Origin of the sequence: Diaminobutyricimonas sp. LJ205, from assembly GCF_009755725.1 — a bacterium.
GTDB lineage: Bacteria > Actinomycetota > Actinomycetes > Actinomycetales > Microbacteriaceae > Ruicaihuangia.
This window is the reverse complement of sequence record NZ_CP046619.1, coordinates 2,135,213-2,150,837: the sequence shown is the minus strand read 5'-3', so window position 1 is coordinate 2,150,837 and position 15,625 is coordinate 2,135,213. Positions and strand designations below refer to the sequence as shown.

The 15,625-nt window shown below is 65.8% G+C and carries 20 protein-coding genes; 13 read left to right on the top strand and 7 right to left on the bottom strand.

The window, feature by feature from the left end; translation table 11 throughout:
* Positions 1-18 precede the first annotated feature (18 nt).
* Positions 19-630 (top strand): GNAT family N-acetyltransferase, encoded by a 612-nt coding sequence (locus GO591_RS10405; protein ID WP_157156757.1) that lies wholly within the window; start codon positions 19-21, stop codon positions 628-630.
* On the opposite strand, the gene ligD is transcribed toward GO591_RS10405, so the two are convergent.
* From ligD to GO591_RS10385, 5 genes are all read right to left on the bottom strand, one after another.
* Positions 582-1,826: a non-homologous end-joining DNA ligase gene (gene ligD, locus GO591_RS10400; protein WP_157156756.1), complete on the bottom strand. Its 1,245-nt coding sequence runs from the start codon at positions 1,824-1,826 to the stop codon at positions 582-584. The two genes, GO591_RS10405 and ligD, sit on opposite strands and share 49 nt — an antisense overlap.
* An 80-nt stretch (positions 1,827-1,906) precedes the next feature.
* A complete protein-coding gene (locus tag GO591_RS10395; protein WP_232466137.1) occupies positions 1,907-3,106 on the bottom strand; it encodes an MFS transporter in 1,200 nt (399 codons plus the stop codon).
* A gap of 59 nt (positions 3,107-3,165) precedes the next feature.
* Complete coding sequence (locus GO591_RS15980; RefSeq protein WP_232466136.1) at positions 3,166-3,765, bottom strand: hypothetical protein; 600 nt, start codon at positions 3,763-3,765, stop codon at positions 3,166-3,168.
* Between the two features lie 9 nt (positions 3,766-3,774).
* A complete protein-coding gene (locus GO591_RS10390; RefSeq protein WP_198295458.1) occupies positions 3,775-4,512 on the bottom strand; it encodes a hypothetical protein in 738 nt (245 codons plus the stop codon).
* A gap of 51 nt (positions 4,513-4,563) precedes the next feature.
* Complete coding sequence (locus GO591_RS10385; protein WP_157156753.1) at positions 4,564-5,136, bottom strand: GNAT family N-acetyltransferase; 573 nt, start codon at positions 5,134-5,136, stop codon at positions 4,564-4,566.
* A gap of 173 nt (positions 5,137-5,309) precedes the next feature.
* Between GO591_RS10385 and GO591_RS10380 the strand changes: the two genes are divergently transcribed.
* From GO591_RS10380 to GO591_RS10360, 5 genes are all read left to right on the top strand, one after another.
* Entirely contained in the window at positions 5,310-5,873 is a 564-nt protein-coding gene (locus GO591_RS10380) for a hypothetical protein (RefSeq protein WP_157156752.1), read from the top strand.
* 78 nt (positions 5,874-5,951) lie between these two features.
* Entirely contained in the window at positions 5,952-6,650 is a 699-nt protein-coding gene (locus GO591_RS10375) for a hypothetical protein (protein ID WP_157156751.1), read from the top strand.
* A gap of 127 nt (positions 6,651-6,777) precedes the next feature.
* On the top strand, positions 6,778-7,791 hold the full coding sequence (locus GO591_RS10370; RefSeq protein WP_157156750.1) for a PHP domain-containing protein: 1,014 nt from the start codon (positions 6,778-6,780) through the stop codon (positions 7,789-7,791).
* Between the two features lie 39 nt (positions 7,792-7,830).
* The gene (locus GO591_RS10365; RefSeq protein ID WP_157156749.1) at positions 7,831-8,367 is read left to right on the top strand and encodes a hypothetical protein; all 537 of its coding nucleotides are present in this window, start codon (positions 7,831-7,833) and stop codon (positions 8,365-8,367) included.
* Positions 8,364-8,987 carry a hypothetical protein gene (locus GO591_RS10360; protein ID WP_157156748.1) on the top strand — a complete coding sequence of 208 codons (624 nt, stop codon included), beginning with the start codon at positions 8,364-8,366 and terminating at the stop codon, positions 8,985-8,987. Before GO591_RS10365 ends, GO591_RS10360 begins: the two co-directional genes overlap by 4 nt.
* Here GO591_RS10360 and GO591_RS10355 read toward each other — a convergent pair.
* A complete protein-coding gene (locus tag GO591_RS10355) occupies positions 8,978-9,328 on the bottom strand; it encodes an iron chaperone (protein WP_157156747.1) in 351 nt (116 codons plus the stop codon). The genes GO591_RS10360 and GO591_RS10355 overlap by 10 nt on opposite strands.
* Positions 9,329-9,390: 62 nt before the next feature.
* Here GO591_RS10355 and GO591_RS10350 point away from each other — a divergent pair, with 62 nt between their 5' ends.
* Positions 9,391-9,540, top strand: a complete 150-nt coding sequence (locus GO591_RS10350; RefSeq protein ID WP_157156746.1) for a hypothetical protein — start codon at positions 9,391-9,393, stop codon at positions 9,538-9,540.
* On the opposite strand, the gene GO591_RS10345 is transcribed toward GO591_RS10350, so the two are convergent.
* Positions 9,541-10,200: a cold shock and DUF1294 domain-containing protein gene (locus GO591_RS10345; RefSeq protein ID WP_157156745.1), complete on the bottom strand. Its 660-nt coding sequence runs from the start codon at positions 10,198-10,200 to the stop codon at positions 9,541-9,543. It abuts the gene before it with no gap.
* A gap of 130 nt (positions 10,201-10,330) precedes the next feature.
* Here GO591_RS10345 and GO591_RS10340 point away from each other — a divergent pair, with 130 nt between their 5' ends.
* The 6 genes from GO591_RS10340 (at position 10,331) to GO591_RS10315 (ending at position 15,493) form a co-directional block, all read left to right on the top strand.
* The gene (locus GO591_RS10340) at positions 10,331-11,167 is read left to right on the top strand and encodes a hypothetical protein (protein ID WP_157156744.1); all 837 of its coding nucleotides are present in this window, start codon (positions 10,331-10,333) and stop codon (positions 11,165-11,167) included.
* Between the two features lie 150 nt (positions 11,168-11,317).
* Complete coding sequence (locus GO591_RS10335) at positions 11,318-11,476, top strand: hypothetical protein (RefSeq protein WP_157156743.1); 159 nt, start codon at positions 11,318-11,320, stop codon at positions 11,474-11,476.
* 210 nt (positions 11,477-11,686) lie between these two features.
* Complete coding sequence (locus GO591_RS10330) at positions 11,687-12,502, top strand: ABC transporter permease (RefSeq protein WP_157156742.1); 816 nt, start codon at positions 11,687-11,689, stop codon at positions 12,500-12,502.
* Entirely contained in the window at positions 12,499-13,287 is a 789-nt protein-coding gene (locus GO591_RS10325; protein WP_157156741.1) for an ABC transporter permease, read from the top strand. Before GO591_RS10330 ends, GO591_RS10325 begins: the two co-directional genes overlap by 4 nt.
* Positions 13,288-13,290: 3 nt before the next feature.
* Positions 13,291-14,172: an ABC transporter ATP-binding protein gene (locus GO591_RS10320; RefSeq protein WP_157156740.1), complete on the top strand. Its 882-nt coding sequence runs from the start codon at positions 13,291-13,293 to the stop codon at positions 14,170-14,172.
* A 349-nt stretch (positions 14,173-14,521) separates the two neighbouring features.
* A complete protein-coding gene (locus tag GO591_RS10315) occupies positions 14,522-15,493 on the top strand; it encodes an ABC transporter substrate-binding protein (RefSeq protein WP_370455275.1) in 972 nt (323 codons plus the stop codon).
* Positions 15,494-15,625 lie beyond the last annotated feature (132 nt).

Sequence of the window (15,625 nt, the reverse complement as noted above, 5' to 3'; positions counted from 1 at the left end):
CGGTGATACTTTCCTCGAATGGATTCGGTTGAGTTCGATCTGGGGGACATCCGACTGACGATCCCTTCCGTGGATGACGTGCCGGCGATCTACACGGCCTGTCAGGATGCGGAGTTGCAGCGGCGGATTCCCGTTCCAGTCCCGTACCTGCTCACTCACGCGGAGGGCTACGTCACGACCTTCATCCCGCGCGGGTGGTCCGACGGCACCCACTTGACGTGGGCCATCCGCCACAACAATCGCTTCGCCGGGATAGTCAGTCTTGACCGCATCGCGGCCGGCGGTGCCGCGATCGGCTACTGGATGGACCCGGCTTTCCGCAGCCGCGGCATCATGTCGCGCGCGGTGCCTGAAGTGGTGACGTATGCCTTTGAAGACCTCAGCCTGGACCGGCTTGAATGGCGAGCCTTCGCCGGAAACAAGGCATCCGCGGCGGTCGCGAGCAAAGCCGGCTTCCGTTTCGAGGGCTGTCTCCGGCTCGGCGCGGTTGGACGGAACGGCCGCGAAGATGACTGGGTTGCCGGAATCACCTCTGCCGATGACCGTGCACCGCAGAGCTGGTCAGTGCTCGGAGAATCCGCTCACTCCGCCGCGTCACCCGGCGGACGCTTGCTCGCCCACGGGTCGTAGTCCACTTCGAGTTCGGCCTGCTCCGGCCGCTCAAGCTCGGGCACGTGCTGCAGGTTCACCCGGATCCGATACCACAGCGAACTCGAGCCGCGCATCCCGTCGACCAGCACGTCCGCGGGCTCGAGCAGCGGCACCACGCTCGGATGCTTCGCCTTCCAGCGCTCGAGGCCCTCCAGCGCCTCGGGCTTGGTCTTCGCTCGTGCGATCTCGATCAGCGGCATCGTCGACGTGCGCCTGCCCGAGCCGTCCGCAGCCTTGGGTGGCTTCTCCGCCGGTCCGAGCTCCTTAGCCAGGGCAAGCAGCGCGTCCAGGCTGCCGACGGCGTCATCGATTCCGGATGCCGCATCCCCGCGCTCGGCGAACCGCTCGAGCACCGTGCGCACCGTGAACTGCTCCGGCCGGCAAACCGACAGCTCCTCCCAATCGAGCGGAGTCGAGACCCGGGCATCCGGCAGTGGACGCACCGAATAGGCGGATGCCACGGTGCGGTCCTTGGCGTTCTGGTTGAAGTCGACGAACACGCTCTCGCCCCGCTCCTCTTTCCACCATCGGGCAGTCGCCAGGCCGGGCGCACGCCGCTCAACCTCGCGGGCGAGCGACTCGGCGGCGAGCCGCACCTGGCGGAAGTCCCAGCGCGGTTCGATCCGCGCGTAGATGTGGATGCCCCGCGAGCCGGAGGTCTTCGGCCAGCCGACCAGGCCATGGTCGGCGAGCACCTCCCGGGCGATCATGGCGACGTCGACGATCTGCTTCCAGTCGACGCCGGGCATCGGGTCGAGGTCCACGCGTAACTCATCGGGATGGTCGAGGTCCTCGGCGCGTACCGGGTGTGGGTTCAGGTCGAGGCATCCGAGGTTCACCACCCAGGCCAGCGCCGCGGCGTCTCGCACGACGACCTCCTCGGCCGAATTGCCCGACGCGTAGTGCAGCGTCGCGGTCTCGACCCAATCGGGGCGCTTCTCGGGCGCGCGCTTCTGAAAGAACGCCTCTTGCTCGATGCCTTTGACGAACCGCTTCAGCACCATCGGCCGGCCGGTCACGCCGCGCAACGCCCCGTCGGCCACGGCGAGGTAGTAGTTGACCAGGTCAAGCTTGGTGATGCCGGGGTCGGGGAAGACCACCTTGCCGGGATTCGAGATCTGCACCTCGCGGCCGTCGATCTGCAACACCTCGGCCGGGCTCGTCTTCGGGCTCACGCCCTCACGATAACCCCGGCAGGCAATGCGCGGTCCAGTCTGATCCGACCCAGCCCGGCAGCAGCAGGCCGGACTCGCACTCAGCCAACGTCGGAGCGCAGCCGTGGCATCCGGAGCGCGTACCCGGCCGCGATCAGCATGAACACCGTCGCCGACGCGAACGCCGCCGGATACGAGAACGCGTCCAGCAGGGCACCGGCGACCAGCGGTCCGGCGATGGCGCCGACATCGGAGAACGCCGAATAGATCGCCACCGGACGCGCGTTTCGCGGCCCGGCCGCATCACCGACGGAGGCCGCCGTTGCCGGGCCCATGAACGCCGCCGCCGCACCGTAGAGGGCAAGCAGAACGATCAACACCGAGCCCGAGTCGACGAACGGGACCAGGAGCAGGATGCCGCCGGCCACCGTGAACGCACCGACCAGCGCGGGCCGGCGCCCGACCCGGTCGACGAATCGGCCCGCCGGCGTGAGCGCGAGGGTCTGCGCGACGGCGGCGACGGCGAAGGCGGCGCCGGTGAAGGTTGCCGACTCGTGCAGCAGCTCGACGACCAGCACCGGGATGAGGGCGGTGCGAACGCCCATGGTGCCCCAGCCCTGAGCGAAGTTCGCCAGGCAGGCGGCCCGGAACCGCACGTCGCGTAGAACGTCCCGCAACGGGATTGGTGGCGGCGCCGCATCCCGATCGGCCCTGGGTCGCGCCGGCTGCAGCAGGAGCAACCCGATCAGGCCGGCGATCAGGAGGGTGCCGGCGTAGAAGAAGAACGGGGCGCGTAAGGAAATCGTGGCGAGCAGACCTCCGACGGCGGGTCCGGCCATGCCGCCGATCAGGAACCCGCCCTGGTAGAAGCTCATTGCCCTGCCGCGCTGCGTCGCCGACGCCGACCCGAGCAGCAGCGTCATCGCCGACACAGTGAACAGCGCCGATCCGATCCCACCGGCACCGCGCAGCACGAGAACCTGCGCGTAGTCGGCGGCTAGACCGACCAGACCGCTGGATACCGCGACGATGCCGATGCCGGTGGCGAGGATGGTGCGCTCGCCGACGCGGTCGATCAGCCGCCCACAGAACGGAGTCACCACCAGCCGCATCAGCGCGAACGCCGACACGACGGCGCCCACCTCGAGGTAGCCCACCCCGAATTCACGCACATAGACGGGCAGCACCGGGATGACGACGCCAAAGCCGACCATGACGAAGAACGCGATCAATCCGAGCACGTACACATCGCGGGGCAGGCGTTCCTCGCGAAGCCGGGGAACGGGCGGCCGACGCTTCACCCGATCAGCGTACGGGCTCCGCCAGCACGGCGGCGCCGCCCCGGCGATCTGCCTACGGATCACCGCGCCGTGGACGCGACTGCGAGCCACCAGACCGGGAACGCACACCAAGCGAGTCCGCCCACCGTGGCCGCAACGATGTAGAGCGGCATCTGCGCGGACGAGCCGGCATGTAGGAGGTAGCCGACGCCGGCGAGGACCGCGCCGAGGATGAACGCCACGAGTAGCCCGATAGCGAAGAACGAGAGCCACGGTGGAATCGCTGCTGCCCGAGAGGCCGCGGGAGCGGCAACGGCGCCCCACGCCAACGCCACGGTCATCGCCACGACGGCGATGACCGACTGCGCCTGCAAGCTCGCCCGCCCGGCGAGCATCAGCAAGGTGACCACCGCGAGGGCCGTAACGCCGAGGCACGCAAGGAGGGTGAGAATCCAGAGCCCTGTCCCGGCATTGATTCGAAGGGTGAGCACGATCATCGCGACGATCCACGGCACAGCGCTGAACACCGAAAGCCAGTCGTTGACCGGCCCGAGCCACATCCATTGTGTTTGCACGCTTGTGAACGGCGTCGCGAGAAGGAAGAAGAGCACAAGCGCAACCAACGCCGCAAGACTCAGAAACCCTTGAAGACCGGCCCAGATGCGCAGCTGTTCGGCCACGCGCACAGGCTACTCCGGCGTGGCTATTCGGAGTCCGGCGCCCAGAAAGTGATCGGCATCGTGAAGGGCGACTACCGCCTGACGATCCCGAAAGTACTGCGCGTAGTACTCCTCGAGAGCGGGGTCCAACGCTTCGGCGACTTCGGTCCCGAGGTAAGCGAACTGCTCCGTCGAGCGGTTCTCGCTCAACCCGCCGACCGATGAGGCAAACCTGGCCTGGATCGGGTCGTCCGGCGGGATGAGTGACCAGCGCGCTTCGAGCAGCGCGTTGAGATGACCGTGCTGCTCGGGGGAAAGCCGTTCATAGGCTGCGTGCAAGAACTCGTGGGCCGCCGTCACAAGCACTTGATTGGCCAGGCGCTCGTCCTCCGGGCGAAAGATCGCAATCCGCCCGGTGTTCGACCCGATTCCGTAGTAGCACCCGATGGTGTCCAACCCGCGGTCCTGCTCGCCCTCGTCGGGACCGAGATTGCACGCGCTCCGAAACTCCTCGCCGTCGAGGAGCTCAGGGCGGGCATCCATGAAGATGCTCCGGCCTTCATCGGTGAAGCCGAGCTGATCGGCGATTTGCGCCACGTCCGTCGGCATCGAGTACGGATTGGACAGCGGGCTCGACGGCCAAAATGCAAGGAGCAACGCTCCGAGGGACGCGGTCAGGAGCGCAGTCATGCCGACTCTCCGCCGCGCGCTGTGCAGCGGTGGCCTGGGCGGCGAGACCCAGTCGCGGTCGGGTTCGAACAGCGTCACGCCCGGATTATGACACGCGCTCGTGAGCGGCGGCAGTCCACGGCAGGCGCTTCAGCCGAGCTTTCGACGCATCAGGATGCGCGGGAAGCCTCCCGATACCGAACTCGTGTCTGCTGCCTTGGTGAAGCCGGCTCGTTCGAACATGCTGCGAGTACCGACGAACGCCATGGTCAGGTCGACCCGCTCGTTGCCATTGTCGACGGGATAGGCCTCGATCGCGGGTGCTCCGGACGCTCGCGCGTACTCGACGGCGCCGTCGATCAGTGCCGCCGTCACCCCGGTCTTGCGGAACCCGGGACGCACCTTGAGACACCAGAGAGTCCACACCGGCAGGTCATCGACGTGGGGGATCTTCCGCGAATTGGCGAACGGATGCAGGTCCGCTCGGGGTGCCACGCCGGCCCAGCCGGCGACTTCGCCGTCCAGGTAGGCGAGCACTCCGGGCGCGATCTCGCGCGAGCACAGTTCGCGGACCTTCTCCGCTCGCTCGGTGCCGTGGAGCTCGCGGTTCTCTGCCGAGCTCAGGCGCCACGACAGGCACCAGCACACCGATGACTCGGGTTTCTTCGGCGCGAACATGGTCGCCATGTCGTCGAACTCGTGGGCCGGCTTTACTTCGATCATCGTGCGTGCGCCTCCGTCTACCGGCCATCGTGCCACCGTGCGGGAGCGCGCAATAGTCCGTGAGCGGGCAATAGTCACAGTTCCGCATCCGATGCGACGTGCGGAAAACCGGGTCTATCGCCGCCCCCGGCAGGTTGCTACTGTCTGCCGCACCGACGTGAGGGGGCGAGATCGTGCAAGGAGGACAGTCCGACGGCATCGAGATCTTCGACGTCGATGATGACGGCTCGGATGAGCCTGAGCCACGCCGATCGCTCCGAACCGCGGCAACCACCGTCATCGTGATCGCTGTGACGCTCGCCGCGCTGGGCTCCTTCGGCTATCAGTCCGTCATCGCCCCGGTGCTGGAACGTGGCAACTGTTTCGTGCTCAGTCCGGACCATTGCACGTCACTGAGTGTCACGCGCATCGAGGAAGCTGCCAACGTGACCATTCTGGACGGCGTCACGGTGGTCCAGTCGGGCTCGTTGCGCTCGCTCAAATCGGTCACGGTGACCGCCGTTCTCGAGGTCAGCGACATCGACGCTTTCGCCCTCGGTGACGGCTACGTCAGGGCGACCGGGGAGGCAGTCTCATCCGTCCCGATGCTCCAGCGGCAGATTGAACGCGCGATCGCGTCGGTCGAGGATGTCTGGACTTTCGCACAGCGATCCGGGCGCGCGACCGTGTACTTCGCAACCGACGATGACGGTGTCAGGCTGGTCATTATCCGGGCGGTTCTCGACAGCTCGAACTGATCCGAGGTCGACGGCATGGCTGGTCGTGGCCTTCCGGTGCGGCGTAGGGTGTGCGCAAACGGCGAAGTGAGGTCTGTTATGAGTGGAAGCACGGTAGCGAAGGCGATCGCGGTGGTGGCGATTCCGATCATCGCGGCTGTCGGATATGCGAAGTACGTCCGACCGAAGCAATTGCGCTGGGGGAGTGACGACGCCGAGGTCTCGGCCGTTCTGCCGGGCGACGCGTTGGTGAGTCAACCCAAGATGCAGACGACGCGGGCGGTCACCATCCGCGCGACGCCAGCCGAGGTATGGCCGTGGCTGGTGCAGATCGGGTATGGCCGAGCGGGATTCTATTCCTATGACCAAAGCGAGAAAGCCGTCGGCGCGGACCCCGAGCGGTCCCGCAGGATCCTGCCGGAGTTTCAGAACCTGCAGGTCGGTGACGTGATCCCGTGGGGTGAGAACAACGATGGCATTCCGGTGCGGATGCTGGAGCGTGAGTCGGTGCTCTCGCTTGGGGGCACGGTCGACGCATCCACCGGAAAGTTCGTCGCCGCGGCGGCTCCCAGGCCGGAACGCACCGTCGAGGTGTCGTGGACCTTCGTGCTGAAGCCGGTGGGCGATACCTCAACACGGTTGATCACCCGCACCCGGGTCGCCTACGACTCCCCGGCCATCGGTGCCGCGGTGCGAGCGTTGCTTGAGCCCGGCCAGTACCTGATGGAACGCAAGATGCTGCTCGGGATCAAGGAGCGAGTCGAGAGGTATCACGCGCGGTCGGGTGCCACCAGCTAGAGTCCTCGCGGCCCGGTTGGCGCCGCCGCGTTCGCGATGGCCGATGCTTCAGCAGCTGCCGCTCGCCAAGGGGTCTTCAGCCGATCAACGTCTGGGCTGAGGGATGCCGCGGCTGGAAGATAGGGGAATGGACCCCGTCGACGCGTTGAACGAGATCGCATTCTGGCTGGAACGCGAACTGGCGCCATCCTTCAAGGTGCAGGCCTTCCGCAAGGCAGCCGCGGCAGCCGCAACGCTGGACCCCGACGAACTCGCCAGCCGCGCCGCCGACGGGCGACTGAAGAGCATGAAAGGCATCGGCTCGCGCAGTTACGAGGTGATCGGCCAGGCCCTCGCCGGCGACGTGCCGGAGTATCTGGAGAACCTTCGCAGTCGCAACGCGCAGACGCTGACTGGCCCGGCCGCGGAACTCTACAAGGCGCTGCGCGGCGACCTGCACTCCCACAGCGAATGGTCCGACGGGACGACGCCGATCGAACTGATGGTGCAGGCCGCCCGCACCCTCGGCAGGAGTTACCTCGCGCTCACCGACCACTCCCCGAACCTGACCATCGCGAACGGGCTCAGTTCCGAGCGGCTCATCGAACAGCTCGACGTGGTCGCCGGCATCAACGCCAACATCGATGACTTCACACTGCTGACTGGCATCGAGGTCGACATCCTCGAAACGGGGGAGCTGGACCAAACCTCGGACATGCTCGGCCGGCTTGATGTGGTGGTCGCCAGCGTCCATTCGAAGCTGCGCGCGGATCGGGCCACCATGACCGAACGGATGCTTCGAGGCATCCGGCACCCGCACACCAACGTGCTCGGCCACTGCACCGGCCGTCTGATCACCGGCTCGCGGGGCACCCGCCCGCCGTCCGAGTTCGATGCCGAGACCGTGTTCGCGGCCTGCGCCGAGAACAACGTCGCGGTCGAGATCAACTCCCGGCCGGAACGGCAGGATCCGCCCGACGAGCTCATCCAGCTCGCGCTCGAGGCCGGTTGCCTGTTCAGCATCGACACTGACGCGCATGCGCCCGGCCACCTCGCGTTCGCCGCAGGTGGCGCCGAACGGGCGGCCGCCAATGGGGTGCCCGCCGAGCGGATCGTGACGACCTGGCCGTTGGAGCAGCTGCTCGCCTGGTCGCGGGGCTGATCCTTGCCTCGCGGAAGTCCGGCGTGGTGAGGTAGCCAGGTGAGCGATGCACAGGATGACCCGGTGATCGAGCGGCTGCGGCGCGAGCTGGCCGGGGCTGTCGCCGCACTCGAGCAGGGCGGCGCGCGAGACGAGGCGCTCGCCGAGTTCGTTCCGCCGCGCCGGGTGTTGATGATCAACCGCCAGGCGGCGATGCGCTCGCTCGGACGGGCGTGGCGGCTTGGCGTGTTCCTGCTGGATCGGGCGGGTGCCCTGTATGCGGTCGGCGCGACCACCCGGGCGGTGCCACCGGGATATCCGGGCTACCAGTCGGTCTCCGCCGAGCACCGCCGCGATCATCGCGCGGCCGCGTTTCGCGGACCATTCGAACACGGGGAAACGGTTAATTTCGATGCTCACGAGATCCTGCTGGATGCCGAGATCCTGCGCTCCTCGACCGGTCCGCTGTTCCTGCGCGGCGACGACGCGTTCGTGCGGTGGAGCGCGACGGCTCCGGATGACGCGGCAATCCCCTTCGAGAAATATCTCGCCGAACGGGTGGACTTGCTCGTCCATCCGCCGGAGGGATCGTCATGAGATCGACCGAACCGATCCCTGGGAATCCGTGGCCGCGGGACATGGTCATCTCGGTCGATAATCCGCATCATCTGGAGCTGCTGCTGTTCATCCGGCAGGCATGGGATGTCGGCCGCGAGACGGCTGTCCCGGAACTCGATCCCGTGCCGGACGTGGGTGGGTCGGTGATGCCCGACACCGTGAGCCGCGACGAGTGGAAGCGGCGTTGGCAGCGCGAATGGGCGCGTGCCTGGGATTGGTATGGCGTGCACGACCCGAGCGCTCGCCCAACCCCGGAGGACATGCGCGCAATCTGGGTGCCTGGTCAGCCGCTGCACCCCGCTCTGCCGCCGCGCTGGGAGGTTGAGTACGGCATGGACGGCATCGACCAGGAGTCGTTCACGGACTGGAGCCGCGGGCTCGAGCCGCCTCTCGGTCAGCCCCTCGAGGAGACGCCCGAGCGCGTCAGCCTTCCCGCGCTCATCGAGGCATGGCAGACCGGCCTGCAGTGCATTGTCGTCCTGCCCTACGCCGGGTACTTCGCGAAGCGGATCACCCGACGCCATTTAGCAGTTTCGCCGAGCACGAGGGCGGATCCAGATGAGTACCGCAGGGCTCTCGCGACGCCGTATCAGTCGTGACGTCTCACTAGTTCGGCGACAACTTCCTGGACGAGTTCCACCGGCATCGGCTCACTGAGCGGGAACTTCACGGTGTCCTTGTCCGACCGTAGCGGCGCGACCCGAGTCTCAAGCTCGGCGGGCAACGGGGGCACCGCGTACAAGGCGACATGGGTCTTCCAACCGGCGAAGTACACGTTGTGGTGGCCCTCGCCCGTGAACGTCGGCATACCGTACTTGATCGTCTCCGTGGCATCCGGCACCACCCGGTGAACAGCGGAGCGCACCTGCTCGAGCGCGCGCCGTGCGTCATCGGGAAACGAAGCGATGTACTCGTCGATCGTTGTTGGCACCGTTGCCATGGGATCGCCCTTCTCGCGGATGCCGCCGAGTGTACTGCGACCCGGGTTGCTACGGTGAAACCATGAGCCTGCCGCTGTTCCCGATTCCCGCGCCTGCGGGAACCCCCGCCTGGGTGGCCGTATTGTTCGGGATCGCCGCGATCACCGGCTTCGTGGTGCTGATCTGGCAGGCCGTGCGCTACTTCCGCAACCATCGGGACGACGACCAGTAATTAACTGCCCACCACTCGCGCGACGATCAGCTCGCGCAGCGGCGTTGTCGCGAATGCGAACGCGACCACATTCAGGATCACCGTCGCCCAGAACGCCCGCCGGAACGATGCCTTCTTGGTCTTGTGCCGCAAGAACTGTTGCGCCAGGACGGCGCCGGGCCAGCCGCCGATGACACCGATTGACAGCAGGGTGCTCTCGGAGATGCGCCACCGTCCAGCAGTCGCGGCCGACTTGTCGAGGCCGTAGATCGCGACGCTCAGCAGGCTGGTCCCGACGTACACCGCGGCGACCCACCAGGGCACCGGCCAGAGAAGGTGCACTGTGGCGTAGAGCACGAGAAACGCGATGACACTCATCAGCGCAACCAGATTGAGCTTGCCTCGGCGTCCGCGGTACTCGGCGGATTCCGGGCGGCGGCTCGGGCTCGGCCGTGCGACCGTCGGCCGCCGCACGCGGATTGCCCGCGGTTTGCCGTCCTGGTCGCGCTCGATCGCGAACTGCAGCAGTTCGCCGGGCTCCGGGCGTTGCGCGCGGCTCTCGAAGCCGGTGGCGTGCACGAACAGGCGGGGCCCGCCGTCAGCAGGCGTGATGAAGCCGAACCCGCGGTCTTCGTTCCACGACGCGAGCGTGCCCTCGACTCGCGTTGTGCCCGACTGCATGTGCCGATGCTAAATCACCGATCACTGCACGGCGTTCTCGGCCACTGTTCCCGAACTGTTTGTCCGGCCCCGATGCGGGGCGGGCTCTGCAGCTGTTACCTTGTCGGCATACGTCATGTTTGGGGGAAACGTGAAGACTTGGGGAACCTTACGATCGGCGACGATTGCGCTGGCGGTCATCGCCTCAGCCGGGCTGGTCGCAGCGCCCGCCGCCGCGGCCACTGACCAGGAAGTGGCGTCGTGGATCACGGCATCCACGCTGGAAAAGCTCGATGTCACCACCCCGGATGCCGAGCTCGCGGCCGCCCTGGACGCAGCCATCGCCGAGGCGCTCGCTGCCGGGATCATCGCACCCCAGGTGGAGCAGCTCGCCGAGGACGCAGTCGGCGATCCCGAGTCGGAGCTCGACGCTGAGATCGACGAGGCACTCGACAACGAGCTAGAAGAGCAGACACGCGGCTGGGACGAAGTCTCGGCGCAGTGGCATGAGACCTTCGATGCGATCCATGCTGAGTTCGCCGAATGCCGTGAAGCGGCGGAGGGCGGCGCTGATCTGTGCGCGCACCAGTTCCGCTATGACATGCGGGTGAACCACGTGCAGGCCTGGCAGGCTCGCCACGCCGCCAAGCTGGGGGATGTCTCCGCGCTGCCGGCGGAGGAGCAGGAGGCCGCTCTTGCCAAGCTCGAGCGACAGGGTGCACACGCCGCAGCGCAACTCGAACGCGCCCGCACGCAGCTCGAGAAGAAGACCGGAATGCCCGTCGAGGAGGAGCAACCCGATGAGACTTCGGCGCCCGTCGAGGAAGCTCCCGCAGCCGAGAGCACGGGGCAGAACGCCCCGGAGACCGACCAGCGGGGCAACAAGGCCCAGAAGACGGACCACCGCGGCAACGGCAATGGCAACGGCAACGGCAATAACGGCAATAAGGGTGGCAACGGTCACGGGAACGGCAAGTCCGACCGATGAGTTCGCCGCGGCACGGTGCCGCACTGATTGCTGTGCTGCTTGCTGCTTCGATCAGCCTGACCGCGTGCGCCCCCGTGCAACCGGAACAGCGGCGGGCGGATGCCACGGCCCAGCTCGCCGAGCGGGTGAGCGACACGGTGAGCGCCGAGGGTGCTGCTGGCCGCTGTGCTGCTTTCGACAGCCGACATCGAGTCGGCCGTCGCCGAAGGACTGGTCACTCCTGACGAGGTTGATGAGGCTCGACGCGCGATCGAAGACGACTCGCTCGACGCGTGGCGCGCGCTCGCAGAACGGACAGCCGGGGACTAGTCCGGCTGGCCCCAAAGACGAGCCTCCCGCCGTTGTCCACGGAGTCGTGGCGGCGCGTCGAACCTGACCGACTGGGAACCAATTTATTAACACTATTGAATAGAGTCGTATATTCCAGTAGCGTCCGTCTGAGGCGTGAAGGCCTCAGTTGCCGCTTGCGGCCCCCACCGAGTCCAGTCGGTGTGCTTCTAAACCAATGACGGAGGATGCATGGCCAACGCAACATTGGGGGTGCCCTCACGGGTCTGGCGTAATCCAGTGCGGCGTTTGGGGCCGGGATTGGCTGGGCTGCTCGGGTTAGTTGCTCTCATCGAGATCCTGCCCAGGGTCGGACTGGTTGACCCGCGATTCCTGCCGCCGTTCAGCGAGATACTCGCGGCGTTGGTCGGTCAAGCCGGAAGCATAGAGTTCTGGCTGGCACTCGGGGACACGATGCGCGGCTGGGCAACAGGACTCGCCATCGCCGTTGTGTTAGGTGTCGTTCTTGGCATCCTGATCGGCAGCAATCAGGTCATGCGCGCCGCCACCGCCACAACCATCGAGTTCCTTCGACCGATACCGTCGGTGGCGCTCATTCCGCTTGCAGTCTTGCTGTTCGGACCGGACATGCGTTCCACACTGTTGCTGGTCGTGTATGCCAGCTTCTGGCAGATGCTCGTGCAAGTTCTCTACGGGGCGCAAGATGTGGATCCCGTAGCGCGGGAGACTGCGCGCTCCTACCGCTTGTCCCGGTGGACTCAGGTTCGCACCGTGACGTGGCCAACAGCTCTGCCATATGTGATGACCGGCCTCCGATTGGCGGCATCGGTGGCCCTGATCCTCGAGGTCACGGGCGAACTCATCATTGGCTCTCCCGGGCTTGGACGTTCGATTGCCGTTGCCCAGAGTTCCGGCGCGGTGTCGATCATGTACGCGCTTGTGATGGTGACTGGCCTGATCGGGGTCGTAGTCAATCTCGGGGCAAGGGCATGTGAACTCCGCGTACTGCGGTGGCATCCCTCGATTCGTGCGGAGGCGGCCCGATGAAGCGACGACGACTCGAAGGGGCCAGGAAAGCCCTCACGTTCCTGGGGCTGCCGGTCCTCCTGGTCGGACTGTGGTGGTTCGCGTCCGCAGGCAGTCAGAACTTCTTCTGGCCGCCGTTGCGCACGATTGTCGAGGTGTTCCCGGAGACCTGGCTCGAGGGCCGAATCCTTGCTGATGTACTCCCCAGCCTCGGCCGGCTAGCCGTGGGATACCTGTTGGCGCTGGTGGTGGGCGTGGTACTCGGAGTCGTGATCGGCGTCTTCCGCACCATTAGGCGAGTGTTGGAACCGGTGCTCGAGTTCTTCCGCGCGCTCCCGCCACCCGCGCTCATTCCCGTCATCATGCTGTTTGCGGGGATTGGCGACGAAATGAAGGTGGTCGTCATTGTCACCGGATGTGTCTGGCCGATCCTGCTTAACACGATCGAGGGGGTGCGTGGCCTCGACGATGTCCTCTTGGACACTGCACAGGTTTACCGCCTGCGTAGCTCCACACGCGTCCGGCACCTGATTCTGCGGGGCGCGAGCCCGCGCATTGTCGCTGGCGCCCGGCAGGCGCTGTCTGTCGGAATCATCCTGATGGTGATCAGTGAGATGTTCGCGGCCAGCAATGGCATCGGCTTCAGCATTGTTCAGTTCCAGCGCGGTTTCGCCATTCCTCAGATGTGGAGCGGCATCATCCTGCTCGGCGTCTGTGGTGTGTTGCTGGCGCTGGTTTTCCGTCTCGTCGAGGCCCGGGTGCTGACTTGGTACACCGGGATGCGCCGTCTGCAGCGAAAGGGCTGACTCATGGTCACTGCGACCCACAATCAATCAGCGATCCTTGAGGTTCGAGCACTCAAGAAGGTCTACGAGACCAAGGACCGCATGGTCGAGGCCGTCCGCGACCTGACCTTTGCTATCAATCCCGGTGAGTTGGTCTGCATAGTGGGGCCATCGGGGGCTGGCAAGACGACGCTGCTGAAGTGCATCGCTGGCCTGATGGATGTGACATCCGGCGAGGTGCTGCTCGAGGGTAAGCGCGTAGTCGGATCTCCGCAGGGCATGGCGGTGGTGTTCCAGGAATACGGTCGCAGCCTGTTTCCGTGGATGACCGTGTGGCAGAACGTGGAGCTTCCGCTCAAGGACAAGGGCGTGCCGAAAACCGAACGCCGACGCCTGGTGACAGAAGCTCTTGAAGCCGTTGGCCTCGACGATGTGCACTCGGCGCATCCATGGCAGCTCTCCGGAGGGATGCAGCAACGTGTTGCCATTGCTCGGGCAGTGGCCTACGAGCCTCAGGTGCTGATCATGGATGAGCCCTTCGCTGCCGTGGACGCTCAAACTCGCGCCGACCTCGAAGACCTCGTGCGTGCCCTGTGGCATCGACTAGGCGTCACCGTCTTGTTCGTCACCCACGACATTGACGAGGCGGTGTACCTGGGGCAGCGGGTCCTCGTGCTATCCAGTTCCCCGACGGTGATCATGGAGGACGTCGTCATTGACCTGCCGGACCAGCGAGACCAGATCCATACTCGCTCAGAACAGCGGTTCGGCGAGCTGCGCACACACATCCATGAGCTCATTCAGCAGGCCAAACGAGGACACCGTCCGGCGGCCGCCGGGGAACATGCTGAGCCCGCAGGTGAGTATCCGTCTCACGAAGCGGTCGTCACCAAACAGGCCCTATGAATTCCGGACCCTCGTCACAGAGGGGTTCCAGTTCCGGATCGCTGAATGCCCGGGACTATTCGTGCGAGCGGTGAGCCCCTCCACGCTCACCGCGAGCGCGTTGTCGCGCCGGTTTCAGCTGCATCTCGAGGCACGATGCTTTGCGGAAGTTATCCGGAAATCCGCTTATAAAGCTATTGAATATACTCGATGGCTCCAGTAGCGTCCTCACCAAGGTGTCCTTGGTCGCAGGCCAGATGCCCCGTCACCACGGTGGCCGCCAGATCCTTGTTGCACAGCACGTCCCGTTTGCAGACCACGTATTCATTGCACCAGCCGGACCCGCCGGCGATCACGACAGGAGCCCCGCATGAGTAAAAGATCGGGCATGTTCGCCCTAGCCGCCACCGTCACACTCGCGCTCAGTGCGTGCGCTGGAGGTGACACGACGACCGGCGACCAGCCAGCGAGTGAGGTCGGAGAAGTTCGCACAGTTACCGTTGCTATGGCGCCGATCGCCACGGCGGGCGCAATCCACGCCGGCGTGGAGCAGGGCTTCTTTGAGAAGCGTGGGATTGAACTGAAGTTCGAGACGGGCACCGGCGGTGCCGCGTTGGTCCCTGGCGTGATGTCCGGACACATTCAGTTTGCGACCGCCACGCCCGTAACGCTGCTGCAGGCACGTGACCAGGGACTCGACATCCGAGCCGTCGCCGGCTGGACGTCCGCCTTGGAGGAAGGGTCCAATGTCAACGTTGTGCGGGCCTTGGACCCAGCCATCAAATCAGCCGAAGATCTCGAGGGAAAGCGAGTCGCCATCAACACCCTGAACGGGATGGGTGACCTCACTATCCGCGCAGCGGTGCGTGCTCACAATGGGGATCCGGACGCAGTACAGTTCGTGGAGCTGCCCTTCCCGGACATGCAGGCTGCGCTCGAGGCAGGGAATGTCGACGCTGCATGGGTGCCCGAGCCCTTTGGCACGATTCTGGAGGGCGCGGGAGCGCACGTCGTTACCTACCCCTCTGACGACTCGGTGCCGGGTCACCCATCACAACTGTTCTTCACCTCAGGTGAGCTGGCCGACTCGGACCCCGAACTGGTCAAGGACATGGCCGAAGCACTCAAAGAATCCACGGCGTTCGCAAACGAGAATCCGGACGCAGTGCGCGAAGGGGCTAAGAAGGTTGTCAAACTGGATGACGCCCTTCTCGCGAAGATTGTGCTCGAACAGTTCAATACCGAGATCCCGGTGGAACGATTGACACAACTCGGTGACCTGATGTTCGAGGACGGAATGCTTCAAAAGCCGGCCGATATCAAGGGCCTTGTCAGGGAGTGAGCTGACTCGATAGCGCAGTGCCCGGCCGCTTCGGCGACCGGGCACTTTCGCGCGCGCGCCGCAGCTCCAGGATTCCCATACGGACACGGTAGCCGCGGTAGCCCGGGTCCCGAGGACGTGCCTCCGGTTGGG